Genomic DNA, 16285 nt, shown 5'->3' with positions numbered 1-16285 from the left:
TGGCGGATTGTACCCGGGCCGGCGCCATTTCCCGGCGCTTACCGCCACGGCGCGCCGAAATCCGGCGCGGGCAATTCCTGGCTCAGCCGGTCGGCGTGTTTCAGGCACAGCGGATGAAAAATCTCTCCAAGTATCTGGACCCACCTCAGGGGGTATCCGGAGTGGCCCGGATGCAGCATCGTCCACAAACGTGCCCTTCTGGAAGTGCTCATCTTCAGCAGCTCGTAGCGGTACTGGCGGCGGCGGGCGGGGTGTTTGCGCAGCGCCTGCGAATGTTCATCCATGATTTCCAGCAGTTGCCGGTACCACTCCGATGTGAACGGCGTGCCAGGCTTGAAAATAAAGGCGCCGCCCCCAATGAGTGATTTCCAGTTGCGGCGTGCTTTCATCTCATCCCCTCCATGCAAGGCTACGGCGGCTCCGGGTTCGAGTAACCGGTAACCCGCGCCCCACAGATTCTCTTCGTTTTCCAGCGCGTCAAAACACGGATTCCAGTCGCAATCGGTTTGTTTGATGTCGGTATAGCCGCCGCCGTGGTGGTGCAGAAAATAACAGCGCAGATAGTCGGCCTTGTGGGCGGCGTGCAGAAACCGGTACGCCTCGTGCAGCGGATGGTCTTTCAGAATGAACCCGCCGAGGTTTTCCGGCGTCACCAGTTCCACCCGGCAGTTGCTGTTTCTGACGATGCTGTCAAGGCACGCCCGGCGGTGGCGCGACATTTTGGCATTGTCCGTCCAGAAGCAGAAGATCCTCCTTTTCATCCGACCATCTCGGCGACTCTGCCCGGTTCGCGTGATGCGGCGATGCGGCGGTATTTGCGTTTCAGCGCCGCCAGGTCGCTGTCCATGATGACGCTCTTGACTTCCAGCAGGTCGTTGGGCTGGACGCTGAACTCCCTCAGCCCCATTGCCAGCAGCAGTTTCACAAAGCGCCGGTCGCCGGCCATTTCGCCGCACATCGCGACCGGAATCTTCAGGCGCTCGCCGGCGCGGATGACGGCGTCGATCAGTTGCAGCACGCCCGGGTGCAGCGGGTCGTAGAGGTAACTCACCTCCTCGTCAATGCGGTCAATGGCGAGGGCGTACTGAATCAGGTCGTTGGTGCCGATGGACAGAAAGTCGAGTTCGCGCCCGAGCGTCTCCGCCGCCATCGCCGCCGCCGGCACCTCGATCATGCCGCCGATCGCGACGGTCTGATTGAAGCGCTTTTTCGCCTTCGTCAGTTGCCGCTGCGCGGTTCGGTACAGTTCCATGATCTGCCCGATTTCGCGCGTGCTCGTCAGCATCGGTATCAGGATGCGCAGTTTGCCGTGGGCCGAGGCGCGCAGAATGGCGCGCAGTTGCCGCAGGAACACATCGGGGTTTTTCAGCGAGCGCCGGATCGCGCGCAGGCCGAGCGCCGGGTTCGGCGCGAGCGGCCCGGCGTAGTCGGGGTCGAATTCCTTCTCGGCGCCGAGGTCGAGCGTGCGGATGGTGACGATGTTGCCGCCCGCCGCGCGCAGAATCTTGCGGTAGGCGGCGAGTTGCTCGTCCTCGCCGGCGGCGTGGTGGCGGTCAATGTAGAGAAACTCGGTGCGGTAAAGGCCGACGCCGTCGGCGCCGTGGCGCCGCAGCGCGCGGATGTCCTCGTCGAGTTCGATGTTGGCCATCAGCGTGATGCGGGCGCCGTCGCGCGTTCGCGCCGGCTTCTTCCTGATGGCCTCGAGTTTCTTGCGGTGTTCCTTGTCGAGTTTGATCTGGCGGCGGTAGTCGCGCAGCATTTTGTTGTCGGCGCCGATGACCAGCAGGCCGCGCGTGCCGTCAATGATGACGCGCTCGCCCTCGGCCAGGTGCGCGCGCGCGTTGGCGACCGCGACGATGGACGGAATGCCGAAACTGCGCGACAGAATCGCGGTGTGCGATGTCGGGCCGCCGTACTCGGTGATGAAACCGGCGATGTGCTGGTGCTCGAAGACGATGGTGTCCGCCGGCGCCAGGTCGTCGGCGGCGATGATGCAGCCTTTCAGGTCCTTGTTGCGCTGTTTCAGCGAGTAGTTCTCGTCGCCGAGAAAGCCCTGTATCAGGCGGATGATGTGCTCGACATCGTCGCGCCTGGTCTTCAGGTAACTGTCCTGCATCTCGTCGAACACCCGCACCAGTTCGTTCGCCTGTATTTGCAGCGCCCACTCGGCGTTGCATTTCTGCTGCCGGATGATGTCCGCCGGCGTCTTCTTCAGCAGCACATCGTCTATCATCAGCAGGTGCGAATCAATGAAGGCGGCGATGTCCGGCGGCGCGTCGCCGGGGATGGACTTGCGGATGTCCCTCAGGTGCCGCGCCGCCTGCCGGTGCGCCTTTCTGAAGCGCTTGACCTCGTCGCCGACGCGCTCGCCGGGAATGTCGCAGCGGATGCTCTCGGGCTTGCCGCGCTCGAGGATGTGCACCGGGCCGATGGCGATGCCGCGCGAGACGCCGAGGCCGTTCAGCAGCAGCGTCATTATTCGTCCTCGCCGAAGCGGTCGAGAACGAGGCGCTCAAGCCGGGCCGCGGCCTCGTCCTCGTCCTCGCCGCTGACGGTCATCTCCAGCACCGTGCCCTTCGACGCCGCCAGCATCATCACGCCCATGATGCTCTTGCCGTTGATGACCTGGCCGTTCTTCGCCAGTTGTATCTCGCTCGCAAACCCCGACGCCAGCGTCACAAAGCGCGACGCGGCGCGCGCGTGCAGCCCCAGTTTGTTGATGATGGTGATGCGCTTCTCGATCATGACCGGTGCTCGACGACGCCGCTGTGGCCGCCCTCGGCGGCCTTCGCCGCCAGTTCGCCGACGCCGAGGCCGCAATAGTTGATGGCGCGCAGCAGCATCGGCAGGTTGAGGCCGCTGACGACGCGCCGCCTGGCGTCGCCGCACAGGCGGGTCGCGATGTTGCACGGCGTCGCGCCGTAGAGGTCGGCCAGCACCAGCACGCCGTCGCCGCCGTCCATGTCGTCGCACATCCGCTTCATCCGCTTGAAGGTCTCGTCCGGGATGCACGAGAACGGCACCGACAGCGCGCGCGCGTCGGTCGGCAGCGGGCGCACCATCTCCGCCGCCACCGCGAGCAGGTCCTCGCCGACCTTGTCGTGGGTCACCAGCAGGATGGCCGTGGACATCGGGCGCCTACGATGCGGCGGCGGCGTGCCCGTCGGCGAGGTCGCGGTGCTGGCGGGTGATGCTGCACCGCTCCGCCGGCATGTCGTCGCGCAGCCGCCGGTGGAGTTGCTCGACGACATAGACCGAGCGGTGGCGCCCGCCGGTGCAGCCGACCGAGACCGTCAGGTAACTGCGCGCGTCGGAACCGAATTGCGGCAGCCACGCGCGCAGAAAACGCCGCAGGTCGTCGAGCATCTCGCCGCAGCGCTTGTCGCCGTCGAGAAAGCGGATGACCGGCTCGTCGCGCCCGGTGTAGCGGCGCAGTCCGGGCTGCCAGTAGGGGTTGGGCAGGCAGCGCACATCGAACACATAGTCCGAATTGGCCGGCACCCCGTTCTTGTAGCCGAACGACTGAATCAGCACCGACAGCGCCGTCTTGCCGAGGCACAGGTGGTGCGAGACGAGGTCCTTCAACTGGTTCTGGTTGAGGCCGGCGGTGTCAATCTTCATCGTCGCGCTCATCAGGATGTCGTTCAGCAGTTCCTTCTCGTCGGCGATGTGCTCCTCAAGCGTCCTGTCCGGCCTGTGAACCGCCATCGGGTGCGGGCGCCGCGTCTCGTTGTAGCGGCGCAGCAGCGTTTCGGTGTCGGCGTCAATGAACAGCACATCGGTCTCGATGGCCGCCGCCGCGAGTTGTTCAAGCGCCGCCCGGAAGCCGGTTCCCGGCGCGCGCAGGCTGCGCGCGTCCACGCTGACGGCGATGTTGTCGCCGAGCGCGACGCCGCCGCCGGCGACGGCGCCGATGAAGCCGCCGAGAAACTCCAGCGGCAGGTTGTCGATGCAGTAGAACTGGTGGTCTTCGAGCGTGTGCAGCGCCACCGATTTGCCGGCGCCCGACAGGCCGCTGATGATGACGATTCTCACGCCGGCCCGCCGTCCATGCAGGCGCGCTGGCGCTCGGTGATTTCGCGCTCGGTGTAGTCGCCGTCGAGTTGCAGCAGGTGGTTGCGCACCGCCGCCTCGGCCATCACCGCGAGGTTGCGCCCCGGCGCCACCGGCAGTTTGAACACCGGCACCGACAGCCCCAGCACATCGCGCGTCTCGCGGATGCTGGCGAGCCGGTCGCGGTCGGCGCCGCTGCCCGGGTGCGCGGTCTCGAAGTGGATGATCAACTTCAGGTATTTGCTTTTCTTGATGGCGCTGTTGCCGTACATCTTGCGGATGTTGAGAACGCCGAGGCCGCGCACCTCGAGAAAGTCCTGTATCACCGGCGGCGACCGGCCCTCGATGATGTCGGGCGCGATGCGCGTGAACACCGGCGCGTCGTCGGCGATGAGGCGGTGGCCGCGGGTAATCAGTTCCAGCGCGAGTTCGCTCTTGCCGACGCCGCTCGCCCCGGTCAGCAGCACGCCGATGCTCGTCACCTCCATGAAGACGCCGTGCATCGTGATCTTCTCGGCCAGCGCGCGCGCCAGCAGGTAGCGCAGGTCGTTGACGATGTGCTCGCCCGGCGTGTCCGAGGTGAACAGGCCGATGTCGTTGGCGTCGGCGCGCTCGGCCATCTGCCGCATCGGTTGCTGGCCGCCGGTGACGATGACCGCGAGGCAGGTCTTGCTGAACAGTTTCCCGAGGGCGACTTCCAGCATGTCCGCCTCGAGTTTGTGCAGGTGGTTCATCTCCACCTTGTCCACGATGTGCACCTGGCTGGAGTGAATCGGGTTGAAATAACCGGTGATGCCGATTTGCGAATTCTCGCGCGCGTTGACGAACCTGCGTTCGGCGGCGCCCCTGCCGGCGATCCATTCCAGTTCCAGCTGGCCGCACAGTTTGTCGTGGAGTTCGGCCACCGTCAGCGTGTCGTTCATTGCGCCTGCGCCCCCTGTCGCAGCAGGCCGAGTATCTCGTCGGCGCTGCCGGCCTCCAGCAGGCGGCGCACGAAAACCGGCTCGTTCAACTGCGTCGCCAGCCCGGCGAGCAGTTCCAGATGCTGCTGGTCGGCGTTTTCCGGCACCAGCAGCGCGAAGAACAGGCGCACCGGCAGGCCGTCGGCGGCGTCGTAGTCAATGCCGGCGCCGACCCGCAGCAGCGCCGCCAGCGGGCGCTCGAGGCCGGCGATGCGGCAGTGCGGAATCGCCGCGCCGTGGCCGACGGCGGTGCTCCCCATCTGCTCGCGCTCGAACAGCGCGGTGAAGACCTGGCGCGCCTTGAGCGCGCCGTTTTGCGATGTCAGCAGTTCGGACAGCGTCTCAAGCGTCTTCTTCTTGCTGCTGACCGAGTCGAGCAGCCGGATTTGCGCGGTCGTCAGATAGCGGCTGAAGTGCATCGCGGTCTACCTGCCGGACGGGTGGTGTGCGCCCTCGTGATTGTGATGGTCCCGGAGTTTCTCCTTGTGTTTGACGATCTGGCGGTCGAGTTTGTGCGCCAGCGTGTCAATCGTCGCGTACATGTCCTCCGAGTGCGCCTCGGCGAAGAAGTCGTGGTGGCGGACATGAATCGTTGCCTCGGCGATGTGGCGGTTTTTCTGCACCTTCAGAACGACATGGATGTTGACGACATGGTCGAAATGTTTTGTCAGGCGCGCCAGTTTTTCCTGTAGATGCCGCTCGATGGCGTCGGTCACATGAAAGTGCTGCCCTGAAATCTGAATTTGCATTGCTCCTCCTCGCGTTTTGTCGGTGCGGACGGTTAGATTGCAGCCGGCATCGCGCGCCGCGCCGACGACACCGGTATCCTCATGCTCTCGCGGTATTTGGCGACCGTGCGCCGCGCGATGCGGACGCCGTCGCGGTTCAGGCGCTCGGCGATCTGGCGGTCGCTGAGCGGGCTTGCGCGGTTCTCCGCCGACAGCAGGCCGCGGATTTTGGCCTTCGCCGCCGCCGCCGAATGGCCGTTCTCGCCGCCGAGGCAACTGGAGAAGAAATAGCGCAGTTCGTGCAGCCCGGCGGGCGTCATCATGTATTTCTCGCGGGTCGCGCGCGACACGGTGGACTCGTGCAGCGACAGTTGCCGCGCGATGCGCTGCGCCGTCAGCGGCTTCAGCCCCTCCTCGCCGCGCCGGATGAAACCGCGCTGATGCCCGAGAATCGCGCGCGCGACTTTCAGCAGCGTGTCGTTGCGGCTTCTGACGCCGTAGATCAACTGGCGCACTTCGCGCAGGCGTTCTTGCAGGTATTCGCGGTCGCCCTCGGCGCCGCTTTTCTTCAGCAGTTGCGCGTAACTTTTCCTGACCGAGAGTTTCGGCACAAGGTTCGGGTTGAGTTCCAGTTTCCAGCCGCCGCGCCCGTCGTCGCTCGCGACCAGGTCGGGAATCACGACCACCGGCGCGTCGCCGCCGATTTGCGCGCCGGGCTTGGGGTTCAGCGAGCGTATCAGGCGCACGGCGGCGCCGAGTTCGGCGTCGGTGCAGCGGCACGCGCGGCGCAGCGCCGCGTGGTCGTGCGCCGCCAGCATGTCGAGGTGCCGTTCGACGATGGCGCTTGCAAGGGCCGCCGCGTCGTCGCCGTCGCGCCGCGCAATCTGCGCCGCCAGGCATTCCGCCGGCGAGCGCGCGCCGCACCCGGCGGGGTCGAGCGCCAGCACCACGCGCACCGCCGCGTCCGTTTCCTCCGTTGTCAGCGCCGCGTCCGGCGCGCCGCGCAGGTAGCCGTCGTCGTCGAGCGCCTCGATGACGGCGACGGCGGCGGCGTGGCGGCGTTCGTCAAGGCCGAGCAGCGCGACCTGGCGCGACAGGTGTTCGCGCAGGCCGCCATCGTCGGCAATGTGGTCGAGCGCCGTGCCGGCGTGCGCGCCGGCGGCGGACGGGAACAACGCCTGCGCCTCGCAGGGGTCGGTGTTTTCCGCCTCCAGCAGCGGGTTGGATTCGTGCAGATTGCGGATTTCCTCGCGCAGGTCGGCGCCGGACAGCCGCAGCAGGCGCAGCGATTGTTTCAAACCGGGCGTCAGCGCGAAACGCCGGGCCGTTTTCAGCGATGGGGTGCTTTGCAGCATGGTTATAGTAGTATGGTCAACGCCCGCAAGGGCCTATTCTACCACCTGTTCACCGATGGACGACAAAATCCCGCAAAAGGCCGCCGCGATTGAACTGATTGTGTTCGATGTGGACGGCGTGCTGACCGACGGCAGGCTGTGCTTCGGCGCCGACGGCGGCGAGATCAAATGCTTTGATGCCAAGGACGGCCACGGCATCTGCCTGCTGCACCAGCACGGCGTCCGCGTCGCCGTCGCCAGCGCGCGCGACAGCGGCATCGTCGCCGCCCGCATGGCCGAACTCGGCGTCGAGCATCTGTACCAGGGTTGCCGCGACAAGGCCGCGGTGCTCGACGCGCTGCTGGTGCGCTTCAACCTCGCCGCCGAACAAACGGCGTTCATGGGCGACGACGCCATTGATCTGCCGGCGATGGCGCACGCCGGCCTCGCGCTCGCGCCCGCCGACGCCCACCGCGAAGTGCTGCGCCGCGCCGACTGGGTTGCCGCGGCAAAAGCGGGCCGCGGCGCCGCGCGCGAGGCGTGCGACCTGCTGCTGGACGCGCGCGCGCGCCGCGGATAAAATGCCGCCTGGTACCGCAAGGAGGCATCCATGAAAAAGACAACCCCGACAACCGCCGCGCTGTTTCTGACGCTGGCGGCGTGCCCGTTCTTCGCGCCGCAGGCGCTGGCCGGGCAGCCCTACATCGGCCTGAACCTGGGATTCGCCGTCGCCCCGAGCGCCGAGTTTGAATCGTTCAGTTCCGGCGTCCCGACCGCGTGCGACCTGCACCTGCCGCCGGCAAACCGCCCGTGGACCGCCGACTGCGCGCAGGCGACCGGCGATTCCTTCCTGAACCGCTGGGGCGGCGCCGACGCCGGCCATCTGGCCGGGCTTAGCATCGGCTACGCCCTTGAACGCGCGCCGCTCAGGCTGGAACTGGAATACTCCCACCGCAGCAACGAGTACGACGACAACGATGTCTGGCGCCCGCTCGGCGGCAATTCGCCGGCCAAACTGGCCGAGTTCGACGGCCTGACGATGGCGGGCATGCCCGGCGCCGGCGGCAGCGTCAGCAACCGCCTGGAAGACATCGAGTCGCACGATGTCTTCTTCAATGTCTATTACGACCACAAGACCGACTCGCGCTGGACGCCCTACATCGGCGCCGGTCTCGGCTGGTCGAGAACCGAGGCCGACATCCGCCTGCATTTCGTCAGGGACAACGATGTCTCGATAGTGCCCGCGCGCGGCACCATCAGCAGCCTTGAGGCGAGCGTGGACGACAGCCTCTTCGGCTGGCAACTGCTGCTCGGCGCGGACTACGCCGTGGACGAGCGCCTGTCGGCGGGCGTGCGTTTTCGCTACGCGCAGTTCGGCGAGTTTGAGGGCGACCGCGAGCCGTGGGACACGCTTCGCGGCCACGAGTCCACCGTCGCGCCGCCGTCGCGGGTGGCCGACATCGGCGCCCGCAGCAACACCATCCTGTGGCGCGCCGAGAGCGACGACATTGAATACTGGGGCGTTACGCTGAGCCTCAGATACCGCTTCGACTGGATGTAACCCCGCCGGCTTCGCGCGCCGCTCAGTCGGCGCGGTCGCCGGTTTTGCTGTCGTCTTCGCCGAAAGGCTGGTGGTGTTGCAGCGCCTCCGGGTAGAGCGACTCGGGCAGGTGCGAGAAGTAGTCGTCGAGCACATTGAACGAGCGCCGCAGGCGGTTGAAGTCGTGCTTGTCGAGCACCAGCACGGTGCTGTCCTTGATGGCCCGCAGGGTGCCGACCGTGGTTGTGTCGTCGCTGATGGTGCGCTCGCCCCAGTGGGTGCCGGCGCCGAGCACGCGCACCAGTTCCTCGCCGGTCTTCGGGTCCTTGACATTGGACTCGAGCGCGCCGGAGACCACCGTGTACAAACCGCGCGTCACCTGCCCCGGCACCGAGATGACATCGCCCTTCCTGAAACGCAGCATGCGGCACGCGCGCTCCGGCTTCTGCTCGATCTGGACGATGCTGCGCGGCAGAAACCAGTCGAGCAGCCAGTCGAGCGCAATCCGCAGCCGCGTCGCGACGCCCGGCAGCATGGACAGGTAGAGGCTTCTCCACAGCAGCCACGCGCCGATGCCGGACACGCGCACGCCCATGATCTCGGCGACGCCGCGGCGGTTGCCGAGCGACGCCAGCGCGCCGCGGCTTTTGTACGCGAACGGCGCCGGCGCGCGCCCGGCGGCGCAGGCCGCGATGTTGTCGGCCAGTTGGCGCGCCTCGCGCACCGCGAATTGCGCGGTCGGCGGCGCGTAGCGGTCGCCGTTGTCGTCGAGCGGAATGCAGGCGGCGTCGCCGAGCGCCCACACATTGTCAAAGCCCTCGGCTTGCAGCATGCGGTTGGTCACAATGCGGTTGCGTTGCAGTTTCAGCGGCGACGACGACACCACCGGCGCGACGGTCATGCCGACCGTCGTCACCAGCGTCATCGTGTCAATCCGCTCGCCGTCCTCCGTCTGCACCGAGCCGCCGGTGGCGTTGGCGAGGCGGCAGTTCAGGCGCACCTCGATGCCGCGCCTGGCGAACAGTTTGTGAATGTAGCGGCTCGACGACTCCGACAACTCCGGCAGCAGCCGCGGCCCGCCGTGCACCAGCACCAGCCGTATCTCGGCGGGTTCGATGTACGGATAGAAGCGCGCCGCGCGCCGCAGCATCTCGTAGAGTTCGCCGGCGGTCTCGACGCCGGAAAAGCCGCCGCCGGCGACGGTAAAGGTCAGCAACTTGCGTTTCAGTTCCGGGTTGTTGGTGACATCGGCGTGCTCAAGGCAGCGGATGATGTGGTTGCGAAGGGCGTAGGCGTCGGCGATGTTCTTGATCGGCAGGCCGTGCTCGGCGAAGCCGGGCAGCATCGCCAGGTCGGCCTCCAGCCCGCAGGCGATGACGAGGTGGTCGTAGGGCACGCGCACATAGCGCGTCTTGTGCCCCTGCAAGACGCGCACCATCTGCCGCCTGAAGTCCAGCGCCTTGACCTGCGCCATCCGGAAGCGCGTCTTCGGCAGCAGCAGGCGCAGCGGCGACACCGCGTCGGTTACATGGATGGTGCCCGCGGTGACTTCCGGCAGCAGCGGCTGAAACACGAAGTAATTGTTGTCGTTGATCAGTTCAACCGAGATGTCGGCGCGGTGGCGGCGCAGGTAGCGGGCGGTGTACACGCCGGCGAAGCCGCCGCCGACGATGACAACCCGCGTCTTGCCCGCCTGTTTGTCTTTCATCGTCCGCCGCCCGTTCGCCCGCCGATGGGGACGGCGGGATTCGAACCCGCACGGCACATGGGCCAATGGATTTTAAGTCCAAAGCGTCTGCCAATTCCGCCACGTCCCCGTTCGTGTGGGCGCCGCGAGATGGAGGCTAGTGCCGGAGTCGAACCGGCGTACACGGCTTTGCAGGCCGCTGCATAACCACTCTGCCAACTAGCCCGTGCCGGGTCGCGGCGAGTCCACGCCGCAAAGGTTACCATTATTCCGGCCCGATGGCCTCTATTGACTGCGCCGCGCCGTTGATGGACAATTGGCGCATGCCCCCCGGCGCGATGCGGGAATAGCTCAGCTGGTAGAGCGCAACCTTGCCAAGGTTGAGGTCGCGAGTTCGAACCTCGTTTCCCGCTCCAGTCCGCCCGCGCCGCCGTTCCAGCCGCCGTTCCCATCTCCCGTCAGCCCCCGTCCGGGCGCAGATGCCGCCACGCCGAGCGCAGATACACCACCATGGAAACCAGCGTCAGCGCCGCCGCGACATACAGCAGCGCAAGGCCCGCGAGGTTGGTGTCGAGGCCGGCGACCGGCTCGTGGTAGAGCATCAGCACGATGGCCGCCGCCTGCGCGACGGTCTTGACCTTGCCGAGTTGCGACACGCGCACCAGGCTGCGGCGCCCGAGTTGCGCCATCCACTCGCGCAGCGCCGACACTGCAATCTCGCGCCCGATGACGATCATCGCCGGCGCCACCGCCACCAGCGACTGTTCGCGGCTGACAATCAGCACCAGCGCCGCGCTGACGATCAACTTGTCGGCGACGGGGTCGAGAAAGGCGCCGAAGCGTGTTTCCTGTTCAAGCCTGCGCGCGAGCCAGCCGTCGAGCAAATCGGTCAGCATCGCCAGCGCGAACGCGCCGGCGCAGGCCGCGCCGCTCCACGGCCACGGCAGGTAGAACAGCACCACCAGCACCGGTATCAGCAGTATCCGCAGCAGCGTCAGAAAGTTCGGCAGCGTCACCGCGCTACTCCGAATGCAGGCTGTGGTAAATGTCCTCGGCGAGGCGGCGGCTGATGCCGGGCGCCTGGCCGAGTTCCTCGACATCGGCGCGCCGCACGCCCTGCGCGCCGCCGAAGTGGCGCAGCAGTTGGCGGCGGCGCACCGGGCCGAGGCCGCGGATGTCCTCCAGCGGCGAGCGCTTGCGCGCCTTGCCGCGGCGGTGGCGGTGGCCGGCGACGGCAAAGCGGTGCGCCTCGTCGCGCACCTGCTGTATCAGGTGCAGCGCCGCCGAGTCGTGCCGCAGCCGCATCGTCTCGCCGAAGTCGCCGACAATCAGCGTTTCAAGCCCCGCCTTGCGGCCCGCGCCCTTGGCGACGCCGATGACCTCGACGCCGCCGACGCCGAGTTCGTGCAGCGCCGCCCGCGCCTGGCTGACCTGCCCCTTGCCGCCGTCAATGAACAGCACATCGGGCAGTTGCGCCTCGCCGCGCTTCAGGCGGCGGTAGCGGCGTTCAATGGCCTGGCGCAGCGCCGCGTAATCGTCGCCCGCGGTGACGCCGGCGATGTTGAAACGGCGGTAATCCTGCCGCAGCGCGCCGTCCTGGTTGAAGACGACGCACGCGGCCACCGGTTTCTCGCCCGCCGTGTGGCTGATGTCGAAGCACTCCATGCGCGCCGGCAGGCGCGGCAGGTCGAGCGCCTCTTGCAGCGCGTGCAGGCGCTTGCGCATGCCGGCGCGCGACGACAGTTTCGCCTTCAGCGCAATCTCGGCGTTGCTGCGCGCGATGGCGAGGCAGCGCCGCTTCCTGCCGCGCGGCGCCGTCGTCAGCGCCACCTTGCGCCCGGCCTTGTCCGACAGCATCGCGTTCAGCGCCGCGGCGTCGCCCGGCGGGCCGCTGAAGATGATCTCGCCGGGAATGTCGTGCGCGAGGTAATACTGCCCGGCGAACGCCGTCAGCAGCGCCGCCTCGTCCATCTCGTCGTCGGGCAGTTTCGGGTGGAACGCCTTGTTGCCGATGTTCATGCCGGCGCGGATGTTGAACACCTGCACGCAGGCGAAGCCGCCGTGCAGGTGGCAGGCGATGACATCGCTGTCGCCGCCGTCGCCGCTGACCGCGCGCTGCGCCGACACCTGGCGCAGCGTCGAGACCTGGTCGCGGTAGCGCACGGCGTCTTCGTAGCGCAGTTCGCGCGCCGCGCGGTCCATGCGCGCGGCCAGCGTCTCGATGACCCCGCCGCCGTTGCCGGACAGAAATTCGGTGGCGAGCGCCAGGTCGGCGCGGTAGTCGTCCTCGCCGATGTAGCCGACGCACGGCGCGCTGCACCGCTTGATCTGGTATTGCAGGCACGGGCGCGCGCGGTTGCTGAAGAAGGCGTCGTCGCACTGGCGCAGTTGGAACAGTTTCTGCAGCAGGTTCAGCGTTTGGCGCACCGCCGCCGCGTTCGGGTAGGGGCCGAAATAACGCCCCGGCGCCTTGCGCGAGCCGCGGTAGAACTCAATGCGCGGAAAGGCGTCGTTGTTTGTCAGGCGTATCCACGGATAACTCTTGTCGTCGCGCAGCAGCACATTGTAGCGCGGGCGGTGTTTCTTGATCAGGTTGTTCTCAAGCAGCAGCGCCTCGGCCTCGGAGCGCGTCACCGTGACTTCAACGGCGGCGGTGCGCTCCATCAGCAGGCGCGTCTTGGCGCTCAAGCCGTGGCCGCGGAAATAGGCCGACACTCTTTTCTTCAGGTTGGCGGCCTTGCCGATGTACAGCGGCGCGCCGTCGCCGCCGAGCATCCGATAGACGCCGGGCTGATGGGTCAGCGTTTTCAGAAAGTCCGCCGGCTCGAAGTCCGGCGCGGCCTTGGCGGGTGCGGCTTCGGCAGTCGTGGCCTTTGCGGGCGCACCCCCGCTGGTTGTTTGCGCGTTCATCGTCCCCCGATTGTACCGAATCGGCGCGCGCCGGTGCGCGGGTTGCGGCGTCGTCAGAACTTCACCAGCGCCGAGCCCCAGGTGAAGCCGCCGCCGAAGGCTTCCAGCATCAGGGTTTCGCCGCGGCGGATGCGGCCGTCGCGCACGGCGGTGTCGAGCGCCAGCGGAATCGAGGCCGCCGATGTGTTGCCGTGCGCGGCGACGGTGACGACGACGCGCTCCATCGGCAGTTTCAGTTTCTTCGCGGTGGCGGCGATGATGCGGTAGTTGGCCTGGTGCGGCACCAGCCAGTCGAGGTCGGCGCGCTCAAGCCCGGCGCCGGCGAGCGTCTCTTCGGCGACGCGCTCCAGCGTCTTGACGGCGATCTTGAACACCTCGCTGCCCTTCATGCGGATGTGTTCGTCCGGCACATGCAGCAGTTCCTCGTGGCTGCCGTCGGCGTGCAGGCGCGTTGTCATCACGCCGGGCTGGTCGGCGGCGCGCAGCACGACGGCGCCGGCGCCGTCGCCGAACAGCACGCAGGTTGCGCGGTCGTTCCAGTCGAGGATGCGCGACAGCACCTCGGCGCCGATGACCAGCGCGCAGCGCGCGTCGCCGGCCTCGACAAAGCGCCGCGCCATGTCGAGCGCATAGACAAAGCCGGTGCACACGGCCTGCACATCAAACGCCGGGCAGCCGCGAATGCCGAGGCGCTTCTGCACCAGGCACGCGGTGCTCGGGAAGATCTTGTCGGGCGTCGTCGTCGCCAGCACCACCAGGTCCACATCGGCGGCGGCGGCGCCGGCCATGTCGAGCGCGTTGCGCGCGGCCCCGCACGCGAGGTCGCAGCAGGTCTCGCCGTCGCCCGCGATGTGACGGCGCTCGATGCCGGTGCGCTCGCGTATCCACTGGTCGGAGGTGTTGACGATGCGCGCAAGGTCGTCGTTGGTCAGCACCTTGTCGGGCAGGCGCGATCCGGTTCCGGCGATGGCGGCGTGGGTTTTCATCGGTCAGTTCAGCAGGATTTCCTCGAGCCGCGTGTCAATCAACTTCGGTATCTGCTTGACGGCCTCGATGCGCGCGATGTCTATCGCGCGGCGAAACGCCAGCGCGTCGGCGCCGCCGTGGCTTTTGATGACAACGCCCTGCAAGCCGAGCAGGCTGGCGCCATTATAGCGGCGCGGGTCTATCGTGCGGGCGATGGACTTCAGCACCGGCATGGACACGGTGGCGGCGATCTTGGAGAGCAGATTGCTGCGAAACGCCTCCTCAACCGCGAGCGAGATGAAGCGCGCCACGCCCTCGCTGGTTTTCAGCGCGACATTGCCGATGAAGCCGTCGGCGACGATGACATCGGCGCAGTCTTCAAAGATGTGGTCGCCCTCGACATAGCCGATGTAGTTCAGCGAACTGGCGCGCAACTGGTGGTCGGCCTCCTTGACCTGGTCGTTGCCCTTGATGGTCTCCTGGCCGATGTTGAGCAGGCCGACGCGCGGGTTGTCGAGGTTGTCCACCGCGTTGGCCAGCACCGCGCCCATCACCGCGAACTGGAACAGGTGCTCGGCCTTGCAGTCCACATTGGCGCCGAGGTCGAGCATCTGCGTGTGGCCGGTGACGGTCGGCAGCGCGGTGGTGATGGCGGGGCGGTCTATGCCGGCGAGCGTTCGCAGCACATAGCGCGCGATGGCCGTCAGCGCGCCGGTGTTGCCGGCGGTGACGCACGCCTGCGCGCGTTCGTCGCGCACCAGGTTGATGGCGACGCGCATGGAGGAGTCTTTCTTCGCGCGCAGCGCGTGGGCCGGCGCCTCGTCCATGGCGATGACCTGCGTCGCGGCGGCGCATTGCAGGCGTTCGCCCGGCGCCGCGCCGCGCTCGCCGAGCGCTTCGGTGATGAGGCGTTCGTCGCCGACCAGTATCAGGTCGAGGTCGTCGAAGTGGGCGATGGCGTCGAGGGCGGCGGGTATCGTGACGCCGATGCCGACATCGCCGCCCATCGCGTCAATCGCAACGCGGATGCGTTCACCCATCGTGTGCCGACATCGCCGCGCCCGCGCGCCCGCAGGCGCCGGTGCGCGGGTTCAGTCTTCCCCTTCCTCTTCTTCGTCTTCGGGCAGGGCCTTGTCGGGGATGATTTCCTGCCCGCGGTAGAAGCCGTCGGTGCTGATGTGGTGGCGCCGGTGGCGCACGCCGGTGCTGGGTTCCACCGACAGCGTCGGCGGTTTCAGCGCGTCGTGCGAGCGGCGCATGTCGCGTTTTGAGCGGGTTTTCTTGTTTTTCTGGACAGCCATGGTGTGGTTCCTCGGGGGTGTGCGGATTGTCGTGTGGGGATTATAGTCTGATGTTTCGCAGAATTCCAAACGGGTTGTTGGCGGGGTTGTTGTCGGGATGGTTGTCGGGGCTGCCGGCGGGGGCGTCGGCGGGGCCGCCTGCGGGGTTGTCGCCGCCGCGCCCGGCGCCGCCCAGGTGCGCGACCATGGCGGCGTCGCACTGGCCGATGTGGTCGTGCGCCGGGATTTGCGGCAGCGCCAGCAGCACTTCCTCCTCCACAACGCCGGCGGGCGCAATTTCCTCCGTCGTGCAGACGATGTGGTCGGTGTCGCGCGGCAGGCTTGCGGCGGTTTGCGGGCCGTCGGCGACAACAAGGCGGTTGGTGTGGTCAAGACGCCAGCGCATCGCCGACAGGCAGCGCTGGCAGGTGAGTTCCAGTTCGCCGTGCAGTTCCACGCCCATCATCAGGCGCCCGCTGCCGGTTTCGTATTCAAACTCCAGCGCGGCCTCGATGCGCGCCGCCTGCGCGCGGCACAATTCCGACAGCCGTGGCAATTCGCCGACGCGCAGAGTGCCTTCCAGCCGCGTGCGATGCCGCGCCAGCACCGCCGGGCGTATATGGTGGGGCAGTCTGCGTTCCATCGGGGAGTCCTCGGCTGAAACTATACAGCAAATCGGGGGCTGTGCCGAAAACGCTGCGAGGTTACGGGTCGGGCTGGTGTGGGGTTACGGGTTTGTCTGGATGGTGGTGGTGTTTGTGAGCACCGCCCCTTCAAGGAAGACGCGCAGGCGCAGGTAGGTGGAGGAGTCTCCGTCGTCGTCTC

General features: G+C 67.3%; 18 protein-coding genes and 3 tRNA genes. 3 read left to right on the top strand and 18 right to left on the bottom strand.

The genetic code is table 11. The features are described 5' to 3' along the window. Nucleotides 1–38: 38 nt before the first annotated feature. From OXU50_04610 to rpoN, 9 genes are read right to left on the bottom strand one after another with little or no spacing between them, the layout of a single operon-like run. Nucleotides 39–761: a glycosyltransferase gene (locus OXU50_04610; protein MDD9869154.1), complete on the bottom strand. Its 723-nt coding sequence runs from the start codon at nucleotides 759–761 to the stop codon at nucleotides 39–41. Continuing rightward, complete coding sequence (ptsP, locus tag OXU50_04605; protein ID MDD9869153.1) at nucleotides 758–2476, bottom strand: phosphoenolpyruvate--protein phosphotransferase; 1719 nt, start codon at nucleotides 2474–2476, stop codon at nucleotides 758–760. Before ptsP ends, OXU50_04610 begins: the two co-directional genes overlap by 4 nt. After that, entirely contained in the window at nucleotides 2476–2745 is a 270-nt protein-coding gene (locus tag OXU50_04600; GenBank protein ID MDD9869152.1) for an HPr family phosphocarrier protein, read from the bottom strand. The genes ptsP and OXU50_04600 overlap by 1 nt, the downstream gene beginning before the upstream one ends. Continuing rightward, the gene (locus tag OXU50_04595) at nucleotides 2742–3131 is read right to left on the bottom strand and encodes a PTS fructose transporter subunit IIA (GenBank protein ID MDD9869151.1); all 390 of its coding nucleotides are present in this window, start codon (nucleotides 3129–3131) and stop codon (nucleotides 2742–2744) included. The genes OXU50_04600 and OXU50_04595 overlap by 4 nt, the downstream gene beginning before the upstream one ends. A gap of 7 nt (nucleotides 3132–3138) precedes the next feature. Further along, the gene (gene rapZ, locus OXU50_04590) at nucleotides 3139–4035 is read right to left on the bottom strand and encodes an RNase adapter RapZ (GenBank protein ID MDD9869150.1); all 897 of its coding nucleotides are present in this window, start codon (nucleotides 4033–4035) and stop codon (nucleotides 3139–3141) included. Next, nucleotides 4032–4976: an HPr(Ser) kinase/phosphatase gene (gene hprK / locus OXU50_04585; protein MDD9869149.1), complete on the bottom strand. Its 945-nt coding sequence runs from the start codon at nucleotides 4974–4976 to the stop codon at nucleotides 4032–4034. The genes rapZ and hprK overlap by 4 nt, the downstream gene beginning before the upstream one ends. After that, nucleotides 4973–5434, bottom strand: coding sequence for a PTS sugar transporter subunit IIA (locus OXU50_04580; GenBank protein MDD9869148.1), 462 nt, complete (start codon nucleotides 5432–5434; stop codon nucleotides 4973–4975). The genes hprK and OXU50_04580 overlap by 4 nt, the downstream gene beginning before the upstream one ends. A gap of 6 nt (nucleotides 5435–5440) precedes the next feature. Next, nucleotides 5441–5764: a ribosome-associated translation inhibitor RaiA gene (gene raiA / locus OXU50_04575; protein ID MDD9869147.1), complete on the bottom strand. Its 324-nt coding sequence runs from the start codon at nucleotides 5762–5764 to the stop codon at nucleotides 5441–5443. A 32-nt stretch (nucleotides 5765–5796) separates the two neighbouring features. Further along, on the bottom strand, nucleotides 5797–7098 hold the full coding sequence (rpoN, locus tag OXU50_04570; GenBank protein ID MDD9869146.1) for an RNA polymerase factor sigma-54: 1302 nt from the start codon (nucleotides 7096–7098) through the stop codon (nucleotides 5797–5799). A 55-nt stretch (nucleotides 7099–7153) separates the two neighbouring features. Here rpoN and OXU50_04565 point away from each other — a divergent pair, with 55 nt between their 5' ends. Both OXU50_04565 and OXU50_04560 read left to right on the top strand, forming a co-directional pair. Beyond that, complete coding sequence (locus OXU50_04565; GenBank protein ID MDD9869145.1) at nucleotides 7154–7657, top strand: HAD hydrolase family protein; 504 nt, start codon at nucleotides 7154–7156, stop codon at nucleotides 7655–7657. 30 nt (nucleotides 7658–7687) lie between these two features. After that, complete coding sequence (locus OXU50_04560; protein ID MDD9869144.1) at nucleotides 7688–8638, top strand: outer membrane beta-barrel protein; 951 nt, start codon at nucleotides 7688–7690, stop codon at nucleotides 8636–8638. A 22-nt stretch (nucleotides 8639–8660) separates the two neighbouring features. Here OXU50_04560 and OXU50_04555 read toward each other — a convergent pair whose 3' ends face one another. The 3 genes from OXU50_04555 to OXU50_04545 all read right to left on the bottom strand — a co-directional run bounded on the left by OXU50_04555 (nucleotide 8661) and on the right by OXU50_04545 (nucleotide 10529). After that, nucleotides 8661–10325: an FAD-dependent oxidoreductase gene (locus OXU50_04555; protein MDD9869143.1), complete on the bottom strand. Its 1665-nt coding sequence runs from the start codon at nucleotides 10323–10325 to the stop codon at nucleotides 8661–8663. 25 nt (nucleotides 10326–10350) lie between these two features. Continuing rightward, nucleotides 10351–10434 (bottom strand) — tRNA-Leu (locus tag OXU50_04550). A 21-nt stretch (nucleotides 10435–10455) separates the two neighbouring features. Beyond that, a tRNA-Cys gene (locus OXU50_04545) sits at nucleotides 10456–10529 on the bottom strand. Between the two features lie 115 nt (nucleotides 10530–10644). Between OXU50_04545 and OXU50_04540 the strand changes: the two genes are divergently transcribed. After that, nucleotides 10645–10720, top strand: a tRNA-Gly gene (locus tag OXU50_04540). Between the two features lie 42 nt (nucleotides 10721–10762). Here OXU50_04540 and pgsA read toward each other — a convergent pair. The 6 genes from pgsA to OXU50_04510 are packed head-to-tail and all read right to left on the bottom strand — an operon-like array spanning nucleotide 10763 to nucleotide 16103. Then, entirely contained in the window at nucleotides 10763–11320 is a 558-nt protein-coding gene (pgsA, locus tag OXU50_04535; GenBank protein MDD9869142.1) for a CDP-diacylglycerol--glycerol-3-phosphate 3-phosphatidyltransferase, read from the bottom strand. A gap of 4 nt (nucleotides 11321–11324) precedes the next feature. Continuing rightward, nucleotides 11325–13214, bottom strand: a complete 1890-nt coding sequence (gene uvrC, locus OXU50_04530) for an excinuclease ABC subunit UvrC (GenBank protein MDD9869141.1) — start codon at nucleotides 13212–13214, stop codon at nucleotides 11325–11327. A 53-nt stretch (nucleotides 13215–13267) separates the two neighbouring features. After that, on the bottom strand, nucleotides 13268–14200 hold the full coding sequence (locus OXU50_04525; protein MDD9869140.1) for a ketoacyl-ACP synthase III: 933 nt from the start codon (nucleotides 14198–14200) through the stop codon (nucleotides 13268–13270). A 3-nt stretch (nucleotides 14201–14203) separates the two neighbouring features. Beyond that, a complete protein-coding gene (gene plsX, locus OXU50_04520) occupies nucleotides 14204–15220 on the bottom strand; it encodes a phosphate acyltransferase PlsX (GenBank protein MDD9869139.1) in 1017 nt (338 codons plus the stop codon). 51 nt (nucleotides 15221–15271) lie between these two features. Next, complete coding sequence (gene rpmF, locus OXU50_04515) at nucleotides 15272–15481, bottom strand: 50S ribosomal protein L32 (protein ID MDD9869138.1); 210 nt, start codon at nucleotides 15479–15481, stop codon at nucleotides 15272–15274. Nucleotides 15482–15521: 40 nt separating this feature from the next. Further along, nucleotides 15522–16103 carry a YceD family protein gene (locus OXU50_04510; GenBank protein MDD9869137.1) on the bottom strand — a complete coding sequence of 194 codons (582 nt, stop codon included), beginning with the start codon at nucleotides 16101–16103 and terminating at the stop codon, nucleotides 15522–15524. Nucleotides 16104–16285 lie beyond the last annotated feature (182 nt).

The organism is Gammaproteobacteria bacterium (genome assembly GCA_028817225.1).
Lineage (GTDB): Bacteria > Pseudomonadota > Gammaproteobacteria > Poriferisulfidales > Oxydemutatoraceae > Oxydemutator.
Note: the sequence above shows the minus strand (reverse complement) of the source record. Positions and strands in the feature narration are given on the sequence as shown.